Below are 22194 nucleotides of genomic sequence, written 5' to 3' on the forward strand. Positions count from 1 at the left end.
GTTTAGCGGTTTCTGATATGGTCGAAATTACGAAAATGGAATCTGTTCCAAATAAAAAATCCTAACTTCCCATCATAAACCGTTTACCCATGCATCACCTGCCTTTCAGCCTGGAATTACGTTTGCGCACACAATATTTATCCCTGGGGGAGATGACCGGCCCGGTCTCGGATGAAATCCTCCGGCAGGAAGTCCACCCCGGTAAATGGTCGGCCCTTGATAACATCGCGCACCTGGCCGTGTTCCAACCCATCTTCCAGCGCCGCCTCCAACGCGTGGCCGATGAGGAAACCCCGCTGTTCGAACCATATGCCTGGCAGGAAGATGAAACTTTCGCCGCTTACCGCAACCTCACCAACCGCGAGCTGCTGGCCCAGTACCGGCACGACCGTGAAGCGTTTATCCGGTATGTGGACGGCCTGAAAGAAAGTGATTTCAAACGGAAAGGGCGGCACGCCGTCTACGGCTCACTGAACGTGCACCAGTTGATCGAGATGTTCGTTTTGCATGAATCGCATCACCTATTTACCATCTTCAAACTCCTAAACTTCGGGAAATGAGCCTGTTGTATATGGAATCTCCCGCCGGGCGCATCGAGATCCGCGGTACCGGCGACTTCATTTCCCGGGTAGCTTTTCTGGACGCGGATGCAAACGTTGAACAGGAAAGCGGTGTCCCGGTCCTGTTGAAGGAATGCGCCGCCCAACTGGACGCCTATTTCAAAAGGCAGCTCCGCCAATTCGATTTACCCCTGCAACAGGAAGGGACGCCTTTCCGGCAACAGGTCTGGCAAAACCTGCTCACCATACCCTATGGCGAAACCATTACCTACCTGGCCCTGGCCAAACGCCTCGGTAACGTGAAAAGCATCCGCGCCGCAGGCACCGCTAACGGTAAAAACGATATCGCTATCATCGTGCCCTGCCACCGGGTTATCGGCGTCAACGGCGAGCTCACCGGCTACGCCGGCGGCCTCTGGCGCAAACAATTCCTCCTCGAACTGGAAAAAGGCGGGCGCCTCTTTTGATAATAACTTTCTTTAAGTAACCACTTACGTAATTATTCCACCCCGGTTGACGAACACCATTCGTCACGGACTTTCCTTTTTGATCCTGCCATCTGATCTGGTTAAAATTTACAAAACTGCATCTGTTTTATTTCCGGGAGAATCTGGAATTTTGACCTGTCATTTCAGTAACGTTAACACGCCCGCATATGAACGCAATTTTCCGCGAGGATCTATCCCGGTTCGACGAACTTTTGGAGCAGACGGCAGCCTACGCCGGCGAATTCCTCCGCCGCATGAACGAGTTGCCCGTGAGCATGGAAGTGCCGGAGATACCGTCGGCGGGTCTTCCCGAAAAGGGGATGGGCGGCTCGGCGGCGCTGGAGCTGTTCGACAACCGCTTCGGATCTTACCTGACCGCTTCCGCTGGCCCCAGATATTTCGGATTCGTCACCGGAGGCGTAACGCCGGCGGCCCTTACGGGCGACTGGCTGTCTTCCGCCATAGACATGAACGCCGCGGATAAATCTTCCCTGGCATTCGCTCTGGAAAAGGAAACCCTCCAGCTCCTGCGCCAGCTTTTCTCCCTACCGGACGCCTTTGAAGGCGTGTTTGTAACCGGCGCAACCATGTCGAACTTCACAGGACTGGCGGCTGCGCGGCAATGGCTGGGCCAGCAGCAAGGTGTGAATGTGGCGGAGCAGGGGGCCGGCGCCTTGCACAACGTGAAAGTACTCGCCGCCACGCCGCATTCCAGTGTAGCGAAAGCCTTGTCGATGCTGGGCCTGGGCCGTAACAGCCTCGTGCTCCTGCCCACTTTACCGGGGCGCGAAGCGGTGGATGTGAAGGCGCTGGAACGGTGGATCGCCGGCAATCCCGGGACGCCTTTCATTTACGTGGCTTCGGCGGGAACGGTCAATACCGTTGATTTCGACGACATCGCCGCCATCGCGGCGCTCAAACATAAACATCCGTTCTGGCTGCATGTAGACGCGGCTTTCGGAGGCTTCGCGGCCGTAAGTCCCCGGTTCCGGCACTGGCTGAACGGCTGGGAGCAGGCCGACAGCATTACGATCGACGCGCATAAGTGGCTCAACGTGCCATACGACTGCGCAATGCTGTTCAGCCGCCATCCGAAGCTGCAACTGGAGGTTTTCCAGAATGCGGGAGCAGCTTACCTGGGGGACCCGGCGCAAAACTTCAATTACATCAACTACGCCCCTGAAAACTCGCGCCGCCTCCGGGCATTGCCCGCCTGGTTTTCGCTTCGCGCATATGGTGCGGAAGGGTACCGGGATGTGGTGGAGCAAAACGTGAAACAAGCGCAGCGCCTCGGCGAAGCCCTCGAAAAGAGCGGGCACTTCCGCCTGTTGGCGCCGGTGAAGATGTGCGTGGCCTGCTTTACATTCAACATGGAGGAAAGTAAGTTGGCTGATCAGATCCATGTCTTTTTACAGGCGCTTGTCAAGCGGGGCGTGGTGTATGTCACTCCCACGCAATACGCCGGACTGCCGGCAATGCGCGCGGCCCTGGTGAACTGGCGCACTACGGATAAAGACACGGATCTGGCGTTCGCGGAACTGGAATCGGTGGCCGCGTCGATCCGGGGATTATCGGCCATTTCTGCAAATAATTGATTTAGAGGTTGATATTAGTATTATTGGCGATGGGTTTCTACCCATCGCTTGCTAATCATCCTCCTATATTAACCTGATGAATATGCAACAGCGGAACCATACCAACGCTTACGTGGCGTTGATCATCGTAAGTATTTTCTGGGGAACCACTTACCTCGCCGCCCGGATCGGCGTGCAGCACATGCACGGCATGATGCTGGCGGGCTTGCGGCAAACGGGCGCGGGGATCATTCTCGTCGCGTTTTTCCTGCTGCGGGGGTATAAACTGCCGCAAGTGCCGGTATTGTCGAGGCTCTTCGTGATCGGAACAATCATGCTTTGCGGCAGCAACGGGCTCATGACCTGGGCGATGCAGTACATCCCGAGCGGGTTGGGCGCCATCATCGCCGCTACGGTACCCATCTGGATCACGATTTTCAGTTTTTTCCTCGTCCAGAAAACGAAAATTACCTGGCAGCTGATAGCGGGTATGCTGATCGGGCTCCTGGGGATTGGGGGGATTTTTTACGATAACCTTGCGCAGTTGATGAACGAAGAATACCGTTTCGGGGTGATGCTGATTACCCTGGCCTGCGTGTTCTGGGCGCTGGGATCGGTGCTCACGGCCAAATGGGCGTTGGGGATCAATTACCTGTACGGCGCGGGGTTCCAGATGCTGTTCAGCGGGGTGGTGATGCTCGTGATCGCGGGCCTCATGGGGCAACACCTGCACTTTTCGTCGTTCACGGGGGAATTATGGGGAAGCCTGCTGTATCTCATTTTTATCGGATCTTTGTTAAGTTATTCCGCATATGTATTCGCATTGAACAACCTGCCGCCCTCGCTGGTGTCCGTATACGCTTATATCAACCCCATCGTAGCGGTGATACTGGGTTGGCTGATCCTTCAGGAGAAGCTGAACTGGCTGATGGGATTGTCGTGCATGGTGACGCTCCTGGGCGTTTTCATCGTCAACAAGGCATTCAACAAGCAAAAAAGTTATGAACACAGCAAATGATATCCGCATCCTGGGCTGGCATCCTGATTACCAGCCGCATTTTGAAAGGCTTAACAAGGCCTGGATCAGCAAATTCTTTAAGCTTGAACCCGTGGATTATGCCGTGCTGGAGCATCCGTATGAGCATATTATTGCTACCGGCGGCGATATCATCTTCGTAGCCATCAGTAACCAAATCGTAGGTACAGTCGCCTACCGGCCGGAATCGGACGATACGGTGGAAATGACGAAAATGGCCGTGGACGAAAACTTCCAGGGCCGCAAGCTGGGCTGGGCGCTGGGCAAGGCGATCGTGGAAAGAGCGGCGGAAAAGGGTTTCGCGAAGATGGTATTGTATTCCAGCCGCAAGCTGGCGCCGGCCATCAACATGTACCATAAACTGGGATTTGAAGAGGTGCCGGTGGGGGAAGTGGAATATGAACGCTGCGACATCAAAATGGCATTACCCCTGCAACAACCGCCGCTGGCGGCACTGGCACGAGAACTGAAGGAACTGGTGCTGCAAACGGAAGTTCGCCTGCTGCAATTCTCCGGTGAGGAAGCCGCTGCGCGGCCCGCTGCCGATAAATGGAGCCGGAAGGAAATCCTCGGACATTTGACCGATTCCGCCCTCAACAATTATCCCCGCTTCATCCGCGCGCAGCAAAACGCGCTGCTGGAAACGCCCGGCTACGACCAGGACTTCTGGGTAGAGGCACGGCAATACGGCCGGGACGACTGGCACGAACTGGTGCAGATATGGAAATCTGTGAACCTGCACATTGTGAAACTGCTGCCCCTGATTCCCGCGGAAGCGCTGGGCAACACCCTCGTCATAGGTACAAATGCGCCGGCTACGCTTGCGTTCTGGGCGAACGACTATCTTCGTCACCATCAACATCACCTCCAACAAATATTCCCCGTACATGCAAATTATTAAAGCCACGGCAGACCGGCTGGCCGCGCTCGCCGAATTGTTTGACGCCTACCGGCAACATTATGAACAAACACCCGACGTCCCAGGGGCGTATGCGTTTCTTTCCGAACGCCTGGAGCGGAACGACAGTGTTATTTTCCTGGCTGAAGATGAAGGCCGGGTGCTGGGATTTACCCAGTTGTACCCCGTTTTTTCCTCCATCGGCATGAAGCGGGCCTGGATACTGAACGACCTGTTCGTGACGCCGGATGCCCGCCAGCGGGGCGCGGCAAGGGCATTGCTGGCCAGGGCGCGGGAGCTGGGGCAGGATACCGGGAGCCGGTACCTGATGCTCCAGACGCATTTTGACAACAAGAAGGCCCGCGCCTTGTATGAAAGTACAGGCTGGGAGCTGGATGAAGCATTTGGATATTACTACCTCTCCTTATAGAATACAGTTAACTAGAAACGATGTACCAAAGCGGGCTTCTGCCCGCTTTTTTCGTTTAGGGATAAATGTTTTTCTTTGGGGGATGGAACAGCATCAAAACCCCTGGCGCTTCGAATCCGCCAGTGTCCCTTACGAAAACCCCTGGATCCGGGTAACGGAGCGGCGGGGAATGAACCCCTCCGGCAACCCAGGCCTCTACGGCATTGTGCACTTCAAGAACCTGGCGATCGGGGTGGTGGCGATGGACGAGGAGCAACACATCTGGCTGGTAGGGCAATACCGCGTGCCCCTGGAGGCCTGGAGCTGGGAGATCTGCGAAGGCGGCGGCCCGCTCCGCGGCGATCCCCTGGAATCAGCCATACGCGAACTGCTGGAAGAAACAGGGCTCAGGGCAGGAAGCTGGAGGCCCATTGTCAGAATGCACCTGTCCAATTCCGTGTCCGACGAAGCCGGTATCGTATACCTGGCGCAGGATCTGGAACAGGGTGAGGCCGAACCGGAGGAGACGGAACAGCTGATCGTTAAGCGGGTTCCCTTCCCGGAAGCCTACCGGATGGTGCGGGATTTCGAGATCACGGACTCCCTTTCCGTGGCCGCCATCCAAAAGATCAGGCTCATGATGCTGGAAGGGGAGCTTTGATCCCGTATCTTTGCGCCGATGAACCACCGATTCAAACCACAGGCTCCCAAGCCGAAACAGTCTTCCCTCATCATCGGCCGCCAGCCCCTGCTGGAAGCCATGAAGAACGGAAAGGCCATTGAGCGTATCTATATGCTCAAAACCGCCTCCGGCGATATCATTCCGCAAATCCGCAACCAGGCCACCGAGCTGCGTATCCCCATCAACTACGTGCCGGTGGAAAAACTCAATAGCCTCACACAGGCAAACCACCAGGGCGTGGTGGCCGTCGCGGCCGCCGTTTCCTACCTCGACCTGCAGGATGTCATCTCCCACGTAGTCGAAAAAGGCGAAACACCGCTTTTCCTCATCCTCGACGGAATCACCGACGTGCGCAATATCGGCGCTATCGCCCGTAGCGCTGTTTGTTGCGGCGCCCAGGCCATCATCATTCCCGACAGGGGCATTGCCGCCCTCAATGAGGAAGCGCTGAAATCCTCCGCGGGTGCGCTAGAACGCATTTCCATCTGCAGGGTGAACAGCCTGCTCAAAGCCATCGACGAGCTGCATCTCAACGGCATCAAAATCGTCGCCAGCGAAATGGAAGCGCCGCAAAAGCTCCAGGACCTTCCCTGGCGCGAACCGGTGGCGGTAATTATGGGATCGGAGGATAAAGGCGTGTACCCGGCCCTGCTCAAAGCGGCCGACCAGCAGTTTCATATCCCGATGCAGAATAATTTCGAGTCGTTCAACGTATCTGTCGCCGCGGGGATAATCCTGTATGAAGCCATGAAGCAACGGTTGGAACCCTGATGTCCGGATCAGAGAATTCGTTATTTTAGCGTATGCTGAAATTCATCGAATGCTCCCGCGACGCCATGCAGGGCTGGTCGCGCATGATTCCCGCAACTGAAAAGATGGAATATCTCAATGCTTTGCTGCGCGTGGGTTTCGATACCCTCGACTTTGGCAGTTTCGTTTCCGCCAAAGCCATTCCCCAGATGGCGGATACGGCGGAGGTGCTGGCGGGGCTGGAGCCTTCGGGCACAAAGCTGCTGGCGATCGTGGCGAACGTCCGCGGGGCGGAGGAAGCGGTGTTGCATGAGCGGATACAATACCTGGGGTTTCCATTTTCCATCTCCGAAACATTCCAGATCCGCAATACCAATAAAACCATTCCCGAAGCGCTGGAGCAGGTTACGGCCATCCAGGAGCTGTGCATCAAGAACGGGAAGCAGCTGGTCATCTATATTTCCATGGGTTTTGGTAATCCGTACGGCGATCCGTATAGCCCGGAAGTAGCGCTCGAATGGGCGGACCGCTTCGCGGGCATGCATATACCCATTATTTCGCTGGCCGATACGGTGGGTGTAGCGGAGCCTGCGGGCATCGCGGCGCTGTTTTCCGCGCTGGTGCCGGCGTACCCGCAGGTGGAGTTCGGCGCGCATTTTCATTCCACGCCGCAGGCCTGGGAAGAAAAGATCGCGGCGGCCTGGGATAACGGTTGCCGGCGGTTCGATAGTGCCATCCGCGGAATCGGTGGCTGCCCGATGGCGCAAGATGATCTCGTGGGCAACATCGCGACCGAAAACCTGTTGCGTTTCTGCGCATCACGGGGAATCGCGTCGGGGCTGGATGCGAACGCATTTGGAGAGGCGATGGTGCTGTCAGATCGGGTGTTCCGTCATTAGCCTTATTTTTTGATACTTTTGCAGCATGAATTTTCGCCTCACTTTCCCGGTGGAGCCGCTAGGTCCTTCCATGCAATATTCCGATAAGCTGTTGCTATCGGGTTCCTGTTTTGCGGAGGAGATCGGCCACCGGCTGCAGCAGCACAAATTCGACGTGCTGCTCAATCCCAACGGCATACTTTTCAATCCCCTGAGCATCGCCAGGAGCATGACTTCTTACCTGGATAATAAACGATATACGGCGGATGATCTTTTCCTTCACGAGGATATCTGGCATAGCTGGGACCATCATTCCCGTTTTTCGGGAACGGATAAAGTCCGGGTGCTGGCGCAGATCAATGCCTCGCAGGACGCAGCGGCCGCGCGGCTGAAGGAGGCGGATTGGCTGGTGGTGACGCTGGGTTCGGCGCATGCCTGGTACCTGAAGGAAAACGGGCAGCTGGTGGGCAATTGCCATAAGGTGCCGGAAGCGTCGTTTACGAAGAAACTCGTGCCGGCGGATGAAGTGATCGCGGCGCTGGACAATATGATGCACCGGTTATTTTTCGTGAACCGGAAAGTGAATATCCTGTTTACGGTGAGCCCTGTGCGTTATGTGCGCGATGGGGTAGTGGAAAACAATCTGAGCAAGGCGGTATTGTTGCAGGCGGTACATCATTTGGTGAATAAGTTCGACCGGTTGTTTTATTTCCCGGCATATGAGCTGGTGCTGGATGATTTGCGGGATTACCGGTTTTACAAGGAAGATATGGTGCATCCGAATGATCAGGCGGTGCAGTATGTTTGGGAACATTTTCTAAAAGCGTGTGTTCAGCCTGCTTCGCAGGACGTGGCGCGGCAGGTTGCGGAGCTTTTGCGGGCGAGGGGACATCGGCCTTTTAATCCTGGAAGTCCGGCCCATAAACAGTTTCTGGCTACGATGGCGAAGAAGGCGGGCCAGTTGCAGGAGGCGCATCCATCTCTGGATTTCGGAGATTTACTGAATTTTTTCGGACATTAAATCCTTCTTTCGGTATAAATACCATACAGCCGCCTCTTTTGAGCGCGGCTTTTTTTATTTTCTCCGAATTCCGGAGATATTTCACGCTGAAACTGATATGCATATTTTGGTCAGAGAAAACAGGCCCTATAATTTTGCATTCAACAAAAACCAAAACAATTTTTATGGTAAAAGAAAAAGAAATCACGTCGGCCGCGATCCTTGAAAAGGTGGCCAACCGGAAACTGGAAACCCTGACGGAAACCGTGAACGAGCATCATGTGGCCATCACTGAACTGGTGGAGTATCGGATGAGGGGGTAATGGGAGATGCGCGGCGCAGATGATTTGGGCTTAGAAAAAACAGTCTGCCTGGAAAATTATCCGGCAGACTGTAAGAAAGTATTTGAAACCCTGATATCTACACTTCCGGTTCTTCTTCGAACCCATCGGCGGATTTGCGTTCCTTGATGAACACGACGCCAATCACCAAACAGATAATGGCGATGGCGACCGGGTAAATCAGGCCGGCGAGGTGGTTGTTATAGCGTTGCACCAACAGCGTGGCGATTGCGGGCAGCATGCCGCCGAAGATGCCGTTCCCGATGTGGTAGGGCAGCGACATCGAGGTGTAGCGGATGCGGGTCGGGAAAAGCTCAACGAGAAATGCGGCGATAGGGCCGTATACCATCGTCACGAATACCACTTGTATGAAAACGAGGAATATAACCCAGATGGTCTGGCTTTGTCCCAGTTTCACTTCTTTGGTCGGTTGTTTTTCGTTGACGGTTACTTCCGTGACGATGGTGCCATCGGTGTACTCGCGGATTTTGCGGGTGCTTTCGAATTGTGTTCCGTTGCTTTCGGAGGAATTCCTCTCAATGCGGTAGCGCTCGGCGATTTCCTGTTTGCGGGACATGTCTACCGTGCTGTCCATGGCATTATAGATTGGGAAATAGCTGATGGCGGCGATGAGCATACCGGCCATCATGATTTTTTTCCTGCCAATTTTATCGGAAAGGTGGCCGAAGAGGAGGAAAAGCGGGGTGCCGAAAAGCAGCGCGGTAGCGATGATGATGTTTGATTGTATGAACTCGATCTTCATGGTGTTTTGAAGAAAGGAGAGCGCATAGAACTGTCCGGTATACCAAACCACGCCCTGGCCCATGGTGGCGCCGAAGAGGGCGAGGAGTACCAGCTTGAGGTTTTCTTTGTTACCGAAGCTTTCTTTCAGCGGGTTGGCGGAGGTTTTGCCTTCGGCCTTCAATTTGGAAAACAAGGGGGACTCATGGAGCTTGATGCGGATATAATAGCTCATGAGCACGAGGAAGATGCTCAGCCAGAAGGGAATGCGCCAGCCCCAGTCGTTGAAGGATTCCGGTGTCATCATGAGTCTTGTGGCGAGGATGACGCCCAGCGATACAAAGAGGCCAAGAGTAGCGGTGGTCTGGATGAAGCTGGTGAAATACCCGCGCCGGTTTGCAGGGGAATGCTCCGCCACATACGTGGCCGCGCCGCCATATTCACCACCCAGGGCCAGCCCTTGCGCCAGCCTGAGGATGAGGACGAGGATGGGAGCGAAGACGCCGATAGTGGCGTAGCTGGGGATCAACCCGATGGCAAAGGTGCTGCCGCCCATGATGAGCAGGGTGAGCAGGAAGGTGTATTTCCTGCCTACCATATCGCCTAGCCTGCCGAATACGATGGCGCCGAAAGGGCGTACCACGAAGCCGATGGCGAACGTGGCCAATGTGGCGATGTATGCCAGGGTAGGATTGCTGTCGGGGAAGAATTTTTCTGCCAGGATCAGGGAGAGGCTACCGAAAATGTAGAAGTCGTACCATTCGATAAGGGTTCCCGCTGAAGAAGCGAATATCACCTGCCAGATATTCTGCTTCGGGTTGGATACATTCATAAAGTGAAATTGTTATCCGGAAAAGATAAAAAATAACCGGAATGTTTCCAACCTTCGGGAGTTTTGCATTGTTTTAACCGTTAACTTTAAGAAACTACCTCGGAAATACCTGATGCTGCGGATTTTTCTCATTTTATTGCTGACTGCGGGACTATATCCTTATACGCTTTCGGCCCAAAGGGCCAAGGTAGGAGTCACCCTGAGCGGTGGCGGCGCCAAAGGGCTGGCGCATATCGGCATCCTCCAGGCGATCGACAGTGCGGGGTTGCGTGTCGATTATCTCACGGGCACGAGCATGGGAAGTATCGTGGGATCGCTCTATGCCATCGGATATTCCGGCGATTCGATCGAAGTGATGGCGCGGAAGCTGGATTGGAGCGGGCTTTTTTCCAATCAGCCCGTCATGGACGATATCAGCTACGAAGAAAGGTCCGAATACAACCGGTACATGATCGAAATCCCTTTCGAGTATGGAAAACCGAAACTCACCTCGGGCGTGATCTCCGGCGAACAACTGTGGCTGGAACTAGCCAAAATGCATTGGCCGGTGCGCGATGTAAAGGATTTCACCCGCTTCAACATTCCTTTTAAATGCATCGCCACCGATGTGGCTACCGGAGATATCGTTACCCTGGATAAAGGTGAAATCGTGCAGTCGATCCGTGCGAGCATGGCTATTCCCTCGATTTTTACAGCCGTCCGGATTGACGGGCGCAAGCTGGTGGACGGCGGCGTGGTTCGAAACTTTCCCACCACCACCGTCCGGGAAATGGGGGCGGATATCGTTATCGGCAGCAACGTAAGCGGTGGTTTACGCACCGCCGAGGAACTGAATACCCCCATCGATATCCTCTACCAGCTGGGTTTCTATAAAGACGCGGCCGATTTCGTGGAAGCCAGGAAGCTCACGGACGTATACATCGAACCCGAACTGAACCGTTATTCCGCCGCCAGTTTCGGCAGTGTAGATTCCATCATCGAAATCGGGAAGCGCAAAGGGAGGGAGATGTACCCCGTTTTCAAACGGATGGCCGATTCCCTGAACGCGCTTTACCCCATCGCCGCACTACCGAAAAATCGCCTGCCGGTGGTGCCCGACATCGAAATCGCCGGGATCGCCGTGGCCGGACTGGTACACTCTGACGAAAAATTCTTCCGCGGCAGACTGGGGCTGGAGCCCGGGGGGTGTTATACGCCTGATATGATCCGCGAAGCCATTCTTAACGTATACGGCACCCGGTTCTATAAACAGATCACCTATAATCTTCGTCCGCTCGGCTACGGCCGCAGCGAGTTGGATATCCAGGTGGAGGAGAATCCCCTGACGTACGTCAAATTTGCCCTGCACTATAATACTTATACAAGTGTCAGCGCCATTGTGAACGTGACGCAGCGAAATTTCATCGTGCCCAACAGCCGCGCACTCGTGTCTGCGGCCATCAGTGAAAATCCGCGGCTTCGGGGGAGTTCTTCAAATACCTCGGCCGCAAGCGGAACGTAGGATTCGGTCTGGGTGCCTATTACGAGAACAACCCGCTGAGCTTCTATTCGGATTTCCGTAAGGAGCTGGAATACCGTAACAAATACGCCAATGTGAGCGGTTCGCTGCAATTTATGCTGAACCGCGTCATGGCCGTAGGGATTGGATCCCGGTGGGAATATATCCGCGTGAAGCCTAAACTTTCACCCAACATCCAGATCGACGGAAACACCAATCAGCTGAATTCCTACGTCTTTTTCGGGTTAAATACCCTCGACCGCCAGCAATTCCCGACCCGGGGCGCCACCATCAATTTAGAAGCAGGCGCCGTGCATAGCCAGCATCCGGATATGTTTGTGCGCCTGAACGGTCACGATCTACGGCTGGACAGTATCGGCTTTAGATTTAATAACTATACGCGGCTTTCCTTCAAATCGAATTATTACGTGTCTTTGGGCCGGAAATCGTCGCTGATGATGGGGGCCTATGCGGGCTTCAATTTCAACTATAACCAGCTCCTTGTTAATGATTTCAGGATCGGCGGCGTTACGGATTTCAGTCGGGGCCAGATACCATTTGTAGGGCTGTATGACGGGGAAGTAAGCACGGCCAGCGTAGGCGCGCTGCAGCTGGGCTGGCAATACGAAGCCCTTCGCAATATCTTTGCCATCCCGCGGGTATCCGCCGCCGTATACGACCTCATCGGCAACCTGGAAACCAACTACCGCTATGTAACGGGATATGGCCTTACGCTGGCTTACAGCACCAAGCTGGGCCCGATGGAGGCAACCCTCATGTACAGCGACCAGGCGCAGATTCTCAAGGCATATGTAAACCTGGGTTTCCATTTTTGATGTTGGGCGATCTCAACCGATTATTCGCTTTTTATTCGTCCGGTGACCTGATGCATAACAAACGCAATATTATGCTTGGCGATTTGCAGTTGCGCCTTCAATTGAAGGAGGCTGATGTCATCGTGGCGTATGAGCATGGAAATGTGATGCTGGAAAATCAATCGATAACTGCGGTGGCTGACGTTTTGAACCGGAATTTCAACACCGTTTACCGGCGTTTTGAACATGCCGTTATGCAGGGCGCTAGTGTGAAAGACCTGCAACGGATGAGCGTTTCCATGTCCTGCACTATCTTTACATGTATAATAAATGGCGCCGCCTGTATGCCGAAAAGAAGCACCTGGATCCGGGGTTCAGGGATGAAGATTTCAGCCAACCGGGAACACACGATATCATTGCGACATATTGCAAACAACATTTTCCCGGAAAGTGGGTAGAAATAACGGGTGAAATGCTGTGGAAATCCAATGAAGAAATCCGCCGCTATGAAACTGGAAGGCAATTGTACGATAACAAGTAGCTTCCCGTTGAGTTGTAAGTTGAAGGTTGTCGTGCGGGAAATGCTTTGGATATTTATCAATCCTGCAGGTCCGTCAATGCATCCGGTCGCCGCGCACCGGGAGCTTCGCGATCATGTCCGCCTCAAATTCCAGCCATTCCGTCCACCGCTGGCGTACGCGTTCTTCGGGAAGGTATTCATTCGCCAGGTCGATAAACAGCCGGTAATGCCCCGCTTCGGAAATCATGAATTTGCGATAGAACTCTTTCAGGTAAGCATCTTCCAGCCCTTCACTCAACAAGCGGAACCGCTCCGCACTCCGCGCTTCGATCAGGGCGAACTGCAGTAAGCGATCGAGCAGTACTGCATCCGGTGCTCCGCCCCGCTGCTGGAAATTCATCAGTTCATTTACATATAAATCTTTCCGCTGCTTACCCAGTGCGAAGCCGCGTTTCTTCATTTCTGCGAGCACCTGGCGGAAGTGCCCCCATTCCTCCGTCACGATCGGCGCCAGTTCGTCGACCAGTCGCGCCCGCTCGGGATAACGTTGTATGAGCGAAATCGCCGACGTGGCCGCCTTCTGTTCGCAAAAAGCATGATCGGTCAGGATTTCTTCCAGGGAAATTGCCGCAAGGTTCACCCAGCGCGGGTCTGTGGGTAATTTCAGGCCGAGAATCGAAACTTTACTGCTCATACGCTGTTGATATTGAAAAGGCAAAGTTACAGATAAGATAATTAGATTTGAAGCATGCAAAAAGAAGACTTTCTCCGCATCGCCCTCGACAAGCGCCGGGAAAAGCACGCGTTCCGCCAGTTGCGCACGCCCGGCCAGCTCGTGGATTTCTGTTCCAACGACTACCTCGGCCTGGCACGGAATGAGCGCATCCAGGAAGAGGCGCTGCAGATCTGCCGGCAGCTTCCGCAGGTCCATGGCAGCGGCGGCAGCCGGCTTCTTGCGGGAAATTATGAACTGGTGGAAGCCGCGGAAAAGCTCATCGCCGGTTTCCATGAAGCGTCGGCTGGCCTGCTATTCAATTCCGGGTACGACGCCAACCTGGGCCTCTTTGCCTGCGTTCCCCAGAAAGGGGATGTGGTCATCTACGATCAGTTTATTCATGCCTCTATCCGCGACGGCATCAGGCTGTCGGCCGCGCAGTCTTTTTCCTTCCTTCACAACGATCTCCACGATCTGGAGAAAAAGCTCGCCAATGCCGACGGCAGGATCTTTGTGGCCGTGGAGTCGGTGTACAGCATGGATGGCGACCTGGCGCCGCTGGTGGAGATTTCCGCTTTATGCAACCGGCATGGCGCTTTCCTGATTGTGGACGAGGCCCACGCCACGGGCGTTGTGGGCGAAAAAGGCGAGGGCCTGGTGCAGCTGCTGGGGCTTCAGGGCCGATGCTTCGCCAGGGTACATACCTTCGGCAAGGCCGTGGGGTGCCACGGCGCGGTGGTGCTGGGTTCCCCGGTACTGCGCGACTACCTCATCAATTTTTGCCGCCCTTTCATCTATACGACTGCATTGCCTCCGCAGGCCGTGGCGGTGCTACTCGCCGCTTACGATGTTTTTCCGGACCTGGATGCCGAGCGGAAGCACCTGCAGCGGCTCATACAGCTGTTTGCTTCCCGGTTGGGTGGGCGGAGCGAAACCCCGATCCAGTTGGTGATGGCACCTGGAAACGCGCATGCGCGCGGACTGGCGCAGCATTTGCAGGAGAAAGGCATGGACGTACGGGCCATTTTACATCCCACCGTTCCAAAAGGTCAGGAGCGCCTGCGGGTGGTGTTGCATAGTTTTAATAGTGTAGAAGAAGTGGAAAACCTGGCCGCCGCTGTCTTGGCATATTCCTGAAAAGGCGTATATTAACAATAGATTTCCTAACCTTCTAAAACTATTTTATGGAGATGCATCCCGTCTGGAAAAAAGTATTAGAAGAGGTTGAATTTGTATCCTGGTACCATGCTTTCGCTGCGCAGTTTCAAACGATGCCGGCATTCACCGACCATAGCGTAACCGAAGCCCAGGATATGATCATGGAGTTTGGCTTCCTCAAAACTGTCTATGATCCCGCAAATTTCCTCTACCAGGTAGAAGGTGTGGACGATACCCGGTCCATCAAGGGGCTTGGTTCCGGCCTGAAAATTTCGCTGAAAGAGGGCAGAATAGAAGTGGATATGGCGTTCGACCTGGATCACGATACCCGGGTTGGCGGTAAGTTTTCCCTTATACCGGCGCAAATGGGATATGAAGGTCCCGTCATTCCCATACCAGTTTTTACCAACTACAAGGAATTATTCGCCGCACTGAAAAAAATCTTTGGCATGTACGAAGACATTGGCAATAAAGTTATCGACATCTTCCTGGCCGAACCGGCTACCATGTAACGTTATGAGAATCCTTCCCTTACTGCTGACCGTCGCCCTCGTCTGGGCGCTCAATCATCGTTTTGCCAACAAGCCTGCTTTCGGAATGTTGTTCAGTCCGCAGCACGGCTTCTGGGTACATGCGGAGCCTGCGGGCGCCGGTGCGGCCACGGCACAGCTGTCGCTTCCGGAGCTGAAAGACTCCGCCAGTGTGTGGTTCGACGAGCGCATGGTAGCCCATGTTTTCGCGCGGAACGATTACGACGCTTATTACATACAGGGTTATATCCATGCTTCCAACCGGCTCTGGCAAATGGAACTACAGACGCATGCAGCCGCCGGCCGCCTCAGCGAGATCCTGGGCGAAGGGCTCCTGGCTTACGACCGGCTGAAGCGCCGTGAAGGCATGGTATACGCCGCTGAACAGGCGGTAAAGGCCATGGATGCGGATCCTGTGTCGAAACTCATCACCGGAGCGTATGCCGACGGGGTGAACGCCTATATCAAAACCCTCCGCGAGCGCAACTATCCCTTGGAATATAAGTTGCTGGGCTACGCGCCTGAGCCGTGGACCAAACTGAAATCAGCCCTGCTGATCAAATATATGGCCTACGACCTGGCTTCCACAGGCGACGATATCGCGTACTCCAATGCACGCCAGCGTTTCGGGAAGGATATCTTCAACCAGTTGTATCCCGATTGGCCGGATGTGATCGCGCCGATCATTCCGGTGGGCACGCCTTTCCCGGCCGGGTCACTGAAAGCAGTTCCTCCTCCTGATAGCGTGGAAACGGAAGGGATTGGTGCATTCAGGCCCGGTTCCCGTCCCGATCCGGATAACGGGTCCAACAACTGGGCGATAGCGGCGGCTAAAACGAAAAACGGAGCGCCGATCCTCGCCAACGATCCGCATTTATCCTTGTCGTTACCTTCGATATTTTATGAAATGCAGCTCAGTACGCCAGATGCGAAGATGTATGGCGTATCTATCCCCGGCGCGCCCGGCCTGATCATCGGATTTAACGATCATATCGGCTGGGGGCTGACGAACGGGTATATGGACGTACTGGATTATTATACCATGGAGTTCCGCAATGGCAAGCGTGAATACCGTTTCAACGGTGAGTGGCGCAAGGCGGATCTGCGGGTGGAGGAAATCCGTATCAAAGGCCGGGAGCCTTTCCAGGACACGGTGGCATATACAGTGTGGGGGCCGGTGCTCTATGATCCCGGTTTTGGCGGCGAGGGTTTCGGCAATGGCTATCTGGCCATGCGCTGGACCGCGCACGATGCCTCCAACGAGTTGCTCAGCCTTTACCGGCTTAACCGCGCGAAGAATTACGCCGATTTTACCGGGGCGCTGTCGATCTGGAGCAGTCCCGCCCAGAATTTCCTGTTCGCCGGCCGGCAGGATGGCATTGCGATCTGGCAGAACGGCAAGCATCCGCTGCGCTGGAAAGACCAGGGTAAGTTCGTGATGCCCGGAGGCGACAGCACCTTTGCCTGGCAGGGGTATATTCCCATGAGCGAGAATCCGCATATTCAGAACCCTGTGCAGGGATTTGTGCAGTCGGCCAACCAACATCCTGCCGACAGTACTTTCCCTTACCGGATGTTCGGGTATTATACTTCGTTCCGCGGATTACAATTGCAGGAGCGCCTGAGCGCCATGCAAAACATTACGCCGGAAGACATGATGCGCCTGCAGAACGACAATACCAACCGCCTGGCCGTTAGTGCCGTGCCATTCCTCGCAGATTACGTGATGCCCGCCAAACTGACCGCGGCGCAACGTCCGTATTGGGAGATGCTGTTCCAGTGGGACGGGGTGGCCTCGCCCGACAGCAAGGCCGCCACGGTTTATAACTTGTGGTGGGAACAGCTGAACACACGCATTTGGCGCGACGAAATGCCGCTAAAAGACAGCCTGGTATGGGAGATGCCTACTCCGGAAGCCACTTTATACTGGCTGATGCGCGACAGCGCGATGCGGTTCGTGGACGACATTCGTACGCCGGCACGGGAGACGTTGGCCGATGTGGTGACGGCAGCCTTGCAGGAAGCGGCGGACACGGCGGCGGCAATTTCGGCCCGAGGGGATTTATCGCTGGGTGGGAATCGCGGGACAGACATCCGTCATTTGACGCGGAGTATTCCCGCCTTCAGCCGGATGGGTCTTCGGACGGGTGGTGGCGCGCATATTGTGAATGCGACGAAGAAGACGCACGGCCCGTCGTGGCGGATGGTTGTGGAATTAGGGGAGGAGCCGAGGGGCTGGGGGATTTATCCCGGTGGTCAGAGCGGTAATCCGGGCAGTCCGTATTACGATAATATGGTGGATGATTGGGTGGCGGGGAAATATTACTCGCTGCATGTATATGACGAAAGGGAAAGTACGGATGCGAAAGTGCGTAAAATATTTTTCACGCCTGCAAGGTAGGCTGGCGGCTGGTTTCAGGAGACGGATAGAAATTAATTTCTGAAATATTTGGCAGAAAATATTTAATTCCTATCTTTGCAATCCCAAACGAAACGGGGATGATCCTGTAGCTCAGTTGGTAGAGCAATACACTTTTAATGTATGGGCCCTGGGTTCGAGTCCCAGCGGGATCACAGAAGGCGCTAGAAATAGCGCCTTTTTCGTTTAAACCCTTCACCACTCCTGGGTTTTACGGAATAATTCGCACAAGAAAGCACAAAGTCTATCAGATCATTCGGGGACCTGTTCGGAGACCTATTCGGGGATCGTAAATTAGGTCCCCTACCATTGATTGCGTAGCGGTTTTAGGCTTATTCAAAAACCTAAAAACTTGTGCGAAATGAAAGTTAACGAACATCTTTCCATCTTATTCTTCCTCTCGAAGAAGAAAGCAAGTAAGGACGGCAAAGCGCCGATTTGGGCCAGAATTACGGTTGACGGTGAACGGGCTGAATTTTCCCTCGGCCGAAAAATTCTCCCCGATTTTTGGGATCAGGAGCGCGAGAATGTGAATGTCTCCGTACACCCTGAGAAAAAAGAAGCCATGCAAATGTCCAGTGAGATTTCCCAAATTCTTACCGACCTCAACACCCATTATTTTTTCTCTCCCAGCATTATGCACGGGTATCGGCCGATCTGTTGAAACGATCATACTCCGGTGAACTCGTAAAGGAACAATCAGCTCCCCCGCCGCCGGAACGTACCCTGTTGCAGGCATTGAACTATAAGTATAGCAAACTGGCGCAGCTCGTTAAGGTGGGCGAACGCTCCCCCAATACTTTGAAGCGGTGGAAGGTTACGAAAAACAAATTGCGAGCATTCCTTCACTTCACGTTCCACAAATGGGATATTTCTCTTTCGCAGGTTCACAGTTCCCTATGCGATGATTTCCTGCAGTTTTTATTAGTTCAGCATGGTATAAAGAAGAACACGGCGATGAAATACCTAAAAAATACCAAGGAATTGCTCACGATTGCGGACAGAAAGGAATGGCTGAATAAGAACCCATGGGCAGGCTTTAAAACTACCTACAAGCAACCTCCCAGGCTATGCCTGACGATGCCGGAGATCATCCGACTGAGTCGAAAGTCTTTTATACCCAGGCTCGACCATGTTCGCAATGTGTTCCTTTTTGCCTGCTTCACGGGCTATGCATTTCAAGAAGTGCAGGATTTGAGGCGTGATATGATTTTCATAGGAAATGACGGGAAACGGTGGATCAAGATCGACCGGCTAAAAACCGGGAACCCTGAGTGCCTCCCCCTGCTGCCGATACCCGCCGCGATCGTAGATATGTATGTAGATGATCCGTATTGCATCGCCAATAATTGTCTACTTCCGGTAAGGTCTTATCAGCACTACAATGGTTATCTGAAGGAAGTCGGGGACATTTGTGAAATTGGCGTGACGTTGTCTACCCACGTAGCACGGCACACCTTCGCAACAACGGTTTGCCTTGACAATGGCATCCCCCTGGAAACGGTGAGTAAGATGCTGGGGCATACAAATATCCGCACTACGCAAATTTATGCCCGTGTGTCAAATAGAAACATAAGTGTTAATATGAGCGATCTGGAGAAGAAGTTGTTTACCGTGAAGGGGGAATTGAAGGTAGTGGAAATGCAGCACCTGCTCTCACAATGGGAAGATCCAGCAATTGCAGTTTGAGTAACGAAAAAGGGAGCTGCAAGCTCCCTTTTTCTATTGACTGAAGTTCGATTAGTGCTTTTTCTTTAATGCCTCCAACTCCGCTTTCAGCTTATCTATTTGCGTATCCTTTTCTTTAATGGTTCTTTCCAGATACTCAACAAGTTTGTCAGCATAGTTGAAGGACGGCTGATATTGGTATTGCGCCTGGTTAGAATTGTCGTGCGTATTGATGTGATACGTGTTCCCGATAAACTGCACAAACGCTTCGCTTGAATAGTTTTCAATAGCTTCCACGGGAATATTCATCACATCTGCAATCTGCTGGAGCAGTGCTTTGTCGATTTCTTCCTTTTGCAGAATTTTCGATACCTGCTGCTGGCTCACGTCCAACTCAGACGCGAGCGTTTCCTGTTTAATGTTCAGTAGGGCAAGTAAAGCCTTTACATTTTGTCCGATATGCGGTGAATTCGTAGTGCGCATGGTTAAAGGTATTTCGATGCCCAAATATAACGAAAATGCTAATACTTGAAATCCCGGTTGTAAAATACAAGGGAATCGTGGTAAAGTACAACCTTCAGTGGTAGGTTACAACGGGCACTGTGCGGAACTTTGAAGCATAACGAGAAATTCAAAATCACATAAATTTTTCGATATGGAATATGAAGTTCTTCGGGGCACGATACAGAACCTTCACTACTTCCAGCTTTTCAAGGTGGGTGATGAAATGGGGCTTAACTTTTTTTATAAGCACCTCCACGGCCCCGTGTATTTTCACGGTATGCAGATTGTAAACGACGATTTCCTTGTTAGCACATTTCTGCAGGAAGCCTTTCTCAAAGCGTGGTATCTCCGGGAGCGGATCACCAGTGCCCTCCACCTTTTGCGATTCTTGCGCCTTTGTGTTCGGTGGGAATGCAGTGCCTATTTCGCGTCAGCCGTTGGGAAATTCAGCCGTAGGGTAAGTTATATCGACTATGCCGAGAATACCTTCCACGCGAGTGTCAGCTGGGAGGAAGACGCACTGAATTTTGAAGAAATCGATGTGAAGGATGCCCAGCTTGATGCTATCCTGAAAGCCATCCGATACTTACCGGCTACAAAGCAAAATGTGATGCGCCTCTATGCGCACTATGGCCTTTCCGAGAAGGAAATAGCCCAAAAGTTTAAAGTGCCCTATCAGACCATCGCCCGAATGATCCGTAAAAGCACGAACACATTAAAGGAATACTTAATAAAAACGCAGATGACGATCAGGACGCCGCTTGAACAGTATATCGAAGAGCGTTACAGGCTGAGCTTGACACCGGAACAGGCGGAAGTTTATAGGCTGCGCGCATATAGCCGCCTGAGCTTTGACCAAATTTCAATTAAACTCGGTAAGACGCCGGAAAGAATATTAAATCTATACTTCGACGCAGTCGAAATCCTTAAAACGACGAATCCAAATGCCGCAAAAAGAAGTAATAGTAACAAGAAAAATTCAATTGTTGATTGGAAGCGATGATCCGGTAGTGCGGGCGGACACATGGGCAACATTGCGTATGTGGCGTCATATCTGCTTCCGGGCAGCCAATTACATTTTTACCCACCACTTCCTCCAGGAACAAGTGAAGGAGATTATGTATATAAATGACGATATGAAAATCAAACTAACTGACATGCGGAAAGATGCCGACGGTATTTTGACTACTAGCAAAATGAATTCGACATATCAGGTTTTAAGCAGCAAGTTTAAAGGTGACTTGCCAATGACGATTTTAGGAACATTGAACAATTTGCTCGTAACTAAATATAACTCCGAACGTACTGCATATCAAAAGGGGGAACGATCTGTGAGAAACTATAAGAGAACCATTCCGATTCCATTGCCTCCTTCAGCTTTTCGGAAAATGACGCTGGTAGAGAAGGGAAATTATTACACATTCTCGGTTTATGGGTTGCATTTTCAAACATACTTCGGAAGCGATTACACCGATAAGCGTGTTATGTGGGAGAGATATTTGAATGGTGAATACAAACTTGGCATTAGTTCGATAAAGATTGAAAAAAGCAAAATTTTTTTGTTGGCTGTATTCAAATTCCCAAAGGAGTACCGCGAGCTGAATCCTGAACTGATTGCCGAAGCATCGTTGAGTCTGGAAGTTCCGATCATTTTGCGATTTCAGAGTAAACGATACGAGATTGGGACAAAGGAAGACTTCCTTTACCGGCGCGTCGCAATCCAACATGCCAGATCTCGCATTCAGCGTTCTCTGAAGTATTGTCGGGCAAAAAATGGTATGAAACGACAGAAGCAACGTTTACATGCTTTTGCAGAAAAGGAACTGAATTACGTTAACAACAAGTTGCATTTATACAGCAAAATGCTGGTGGATATGTGCGTCAAGCTGAACGCTGGTACGCTTGTTCTGGAACGGCAAGAGGAGAAAGAGGAATATGCAAAGGTAGATGAGTTTTTATTGCGGAACTGGAGTTATCATGGGCTGAAAGAGAAAATACGGTATAAGGCTGAACAGGCGGGTATTAAGGTCATTTCAGAATGAAAAGTTCTTTGATATAATTTGAGGGTGCTTGTTCACCCGCAGAGTGAGGCAAGATGCACTCACTAAACCTGAATCTAAACAACCATATCATCTACGGTTTGAAAGAAAAACGGGAAGCAATGTGGGCGATCTGGTT

The 22194-nt window shown here is 52.7% G+C and carries 24 protein-coding genes and 1 tRNA gene; 22 read left to right on the forward strand and 3 right to left on the reverse strand.

Annotated elements, in window-relative coordinates; genetic code table 11:
- The first annotated feature begins 89 nt into the window (after positions 1-89).
- The 11 genes from WJU16_RS22080 (at position 90) to WJU16_RS22130 (ending at position 8598) form a co-directional block, all read left to right on the forward strand.
- Entirely contained in the window at positions 90-560 is a 471-nt protein-coding gene (locus tag WJU16_RS22080; RefSeq protein WP_341835569.1) for a DinB family protein, read from the forward strand.
- Positions 557-1027, forward strand: coding sequence for a methylated-DNA--[protein]-cysteine S-methyltransferase (locus tag WJU16_RS22085; protein WP_341835570.1), 471 nt, complete (start codon positions 557-559; stop codon positions 1025-1027). Before WJU16_RS22080 ends, WJU16_RS22085 begins: the two co-directional genes overlap by 4 nt.
- A 188-nt stretch (positions 1028-1215) precedes the next feature.
- Positions 1216-2643: a pyridoxal-dependent decarboxylase gene (locus WJU16_RS22090; RefSeq protein ID WP_341835571.1), complete on the forward strand. Its 1428-nt coding sequence runs from the start codon at positions 1216-1218 to the stop codon at positions 2641-2643.
- An 82-nt stretch (positions 2644-2725) separates the two neighbouring features.
- Positions 2726-3640 carry an EamA family transporter gene (locus WJU16_RS22095; RefSeq protein ID WP_341835572.1) on the forward strand — a complete coding sequence of 305 codons (915 nt, stop codon included), beginning with the start codon at positions 2726-2728 and terminating at the stop codon, positions 3638-3640.
- Entirely contained in the window at positions 3624-4559 is a 936-nt protein-coding gene (locus WJU16_RS22100) for a GNAT family N-acetyltransferase (RefSeq protein ID WP_341835573.1), read from the forward strand. Before WJU16_RS22095 ends, WJU16_RS22100 begins: the two co-directional genes overlap by 17 nt.
- Entirely contained in the window at positions 4546-4986 is a 441-nt protein-coding gene (locus WJU16_RS22105) for a GNAT family N-acetyltransferase (RefSeq protein WP_341835574.1), read from the forward strand. The genes WJU16_RS22100 and WJU16_RS22105 overlap by 14 nt, the downstream gene beginning before the upstream one ends.
- Before the next feature lie 82 nt (positions 4987-5068).
- Complete coding sequence (locus tag WJU16_RS22110; protein WP_341835575.1) at positions 5069-5626, forward strand: NUDIX hydrolase; 558 nt, start codon at positions 5069-5071, stop codon at positions 5624-5626.
- An 18-nt stretch (positions 5627-5644) separates the two neighbouring features.
- Positions 5645-6418 carry a 23S rRNA (guanosine(2251)-2'-O)-methyltransferase RlmB gene (gene rlmB / locus WJU16_RS22115; RefSeq protein WP_341835576.1) on the forward strand — a complete coding sequence of 258 codons (774 nt, stop codon included), beginning with the start codon at positions 5645-5647 and terminating at the stop codon, positions 6416-6418.
- 32 nt (positions 6419-6450) lie between these two features.
- Positions 6451-7296: a hydroxymethylglutaryl-CoA lyase gene (locus tag WJU16_RS22120; protein WP_341835577.1), complete on the forward strand. Its 846-nt coding sequence runs from the start codon at positions 6451-6453 to the stop codon at positions 7294-7296.
- Between the two features lie 25 nt (positions 7297-7321).
- Complete coding sequence (locus WJU16_RS22125; RefSeq protein ID WP_341835578.1) at positions 7322-8296, forward strand: GSCFA domain-containing protein; 975 nt, start codon at positions 7322-7324, stop codon at positions 8294-8296.
- A gap of 164 nt (positions 8297-8460) precedes the next feature.
- Complete coding sequence (locus WJU16_RS22130) at positions 8461-8598, forward strand: hypothetical protein (protein WP_341835579.1); 138 nt, start codon at positions 8461-8463, stop codon at positions 8596-8598.
- Positions 8599-8695: 97 nt separating this feature from the next.
- Here WJU16_RS22130 and WJU16_RS22135 read toward each other — a convergent pair whose 3' ends face one another.
- The gene (locus WJU16_RS22135) at positions 8696-10189 is read right to left on the reverse strand and encodes an MFS transporter (RefSeq protein WP_341835580.1); all 1494 of its coding nucleotides are present in this window, start codon (positions 10187-10189) and stop codon (positions 8696-8698) included.
- A gap of 112 nt (positions 10190-10301) precedes the next feature.
- On the opposite strand from WJU16_RS22135, the gene WJU16_RS22140 reads away from it, so the two are divergent.
- The 3 genes from WJU16_RS22140 (at position 10302) to WJU16_RS22150 (ending at position 12960) form a co-directional block, all read left to right on the forward strand.
- Positions 10302-11690, forward strand: a complete 1389-nt coding sequence (locus tag WJU16_RS22140; RefSeq protein ID WP_341835581.1) for a patatin-like phospholipase family protein — start codon at positions 10302-10304, stop codon at positions 11688-11690.
- A 92-nt stretch (positions 11691-11782) separates the two neighbouring features.
- Positions 11783-12523: a hypothetical protein gene (locus tag WJU16_RS22145; RefSeq protein ID WP_341835582.1), complete on the forward strand. Its 741-nt coding sequence runs from the start codon at positions 11783-11785 to the stop codon at positions 12521-12523.
- Entirely contained in the window at positions 12523-12960 is a 438-nt protein-coding gene (locus WJU16_RS22150) for a hypothetical protein (RefSeq protein WP_341835583.1), read from the forward strand. The genes WJU16_RS22145 and WJU16_RS22150 overlap by 1 nt, the downstream gene beginning before the upstream one ends.
- Positions 12961-13116: 156 nt before the next feature.
- On the opposite strand, the gene WJU16_RS22155 is transcribed toward WJU16_RS22150, so the two are convergent.
- Complete coding sequence (locus WJU16_RS22155; protein WP_341835584.1) at positions 13117-13716, reverse strand: tRNA-(ms[2]io[6]A)-hydroxylase; 600 nt, start codon at positions 13714-13716, stop codon at positions 13117-13119.
- A gap of 54 nt (positions 13717-13770) precedes the next feature.
- Here WJU16_RS22155 and WJU16_RS22160 point away from each other — a divergent pair, with 54 nt between their 5' ends.
- The 6 genes from WJU16_RS22160 (at position 13771) to WJU16_RS22185 (ending at position 19533) form a co-directional block, all read left to right on the forward strand.
- Positions 13771-14874: an 8-amino-7-oxononanoate synthase gene (locus tag WJU16_RS22160; RefSeq protein ID WP_341835585.1), complete on the forward strand. Its 1104-nt coding sequence runs from the start codon at positions 13771-13773 to the stop codon at positions 14872-14874.
- Positions 14875-14921: 47 nt separating this feature from the next.
- Positions 14922-15407 (forward strand): hypothetical protein, encoded by a 486-nt coding sequence (locus WJU16_RS22165; RefSeq protein WP_341835586.1) that lies wholly within the window; start codon positions 14922-14924, stop codon positions 15405-15407.
- A gap of 4 nt (positions 15408-15411) precedes the next feature.
- Complete coding sequence (locus tag WJU16_RS22170) at positions 15412-17826, forward strand: penicillin acylase family protein (RefSeq protein ID WP_341835587.1); 2415 nt, start codon at positions 15412-15414, stop codon at positions 17824-17826.
- A 100-nt stretch (positions 17827-17926) separates the two neighbouring features.
- A tRNA-Lys gene (locus WJU16_RS22175) sits at positions 17927-17999 on the forward strand.
- Between the two features lie 206 nt (positions 18000-18205).
- The gene (locus WJU16_RS22180) at positions 18206-18508 is read left to right on the forward strand and encodes an Arm DNA-binding domain-containing protein (RefSeq protein ID WP_341835588.1); all 303 of its coding nucleotides are present in this window, start codon (positions 18206-18208) and stop codon (positions 18506-18508) included.
- The gene (locus WJU16_RS22185; RefSeq protein ID WP_341835589.1) at positions 18505-19533 is read left to right on the forward strand and encodes a site-specific integrase; all 1029 of its coding nucleotides are present in this window, start codon (positions 18505-18507) and stop codon (positions 19531-19533) included. Before WJU16_RS22180 ends, WJU16_RS22185 begins: the two co-directional genes overlap by 4 nt.
- 51 nt (positions 19534-19584) lie before the next feature.
- On the opposite strand, the gene WJU16_RS22190 is transcribed toward WJU16_RS22185, so the two are convergent.
- The gene (locus WJU16_RS22190) at positions 19585-19995 is read right to left on the reverse strand and encodes a helix-turn-helix domain-containing protein (RefSeq protein ID WP_126247855.1); all 411 of its coding nucleotides are present in this window, start codon (positions 19993-19995) and stop codon (positions 19585-19587) included.
- A 172-nt stretch (positions 19996-20167) separates the two neighbouring features.
- Here WJU16_RS22190 and WJU16_RS22195 point away from each other — a divergent pair, with 172 nt between their 5' ends.
- Both WJU16_RS22195 and WJU16_RS22200 read left to right on the forward strand, forming a co-directional pair.
- Positions 20168-21019: an RNA polymerase sigma factor gene (locus WJU16_RS22195; protein WP_126247857.1), complete on the forward strand. Its 852-nt coding sequence runs from the start codon at positions 20168-20170 to the stop codon at positions 21017-21019.
- Positions 20961-22058 (forward strand): IS200/IS605 family element transposase accessory protein TnpB, encoded by a 1098-nt coding sequence (locus WJU16_RS22200; RefSeq protein WP_126247859.1) that lies wholly within the window; start codon positions 20961-20963, stop codon positions 22056-22058. Before WJU16_RS22195 ends, WJU16_RS22200 begins: the two co-directional genes overlap by 59 nt.
- Positions 22059-22194 lie beyond the last annotated feature (136 nt).

Source organism: Chitinophaga pollutisoli (assembly GCF_038396755.1).
GTDB classification, from domain to species: domain Bacteria; phylum Bacteroidota; class Bacteroidia; order Chitinophagales; family Chitinophagaceae; genus Chitinophaga; species Chitinophaga pollutisoli.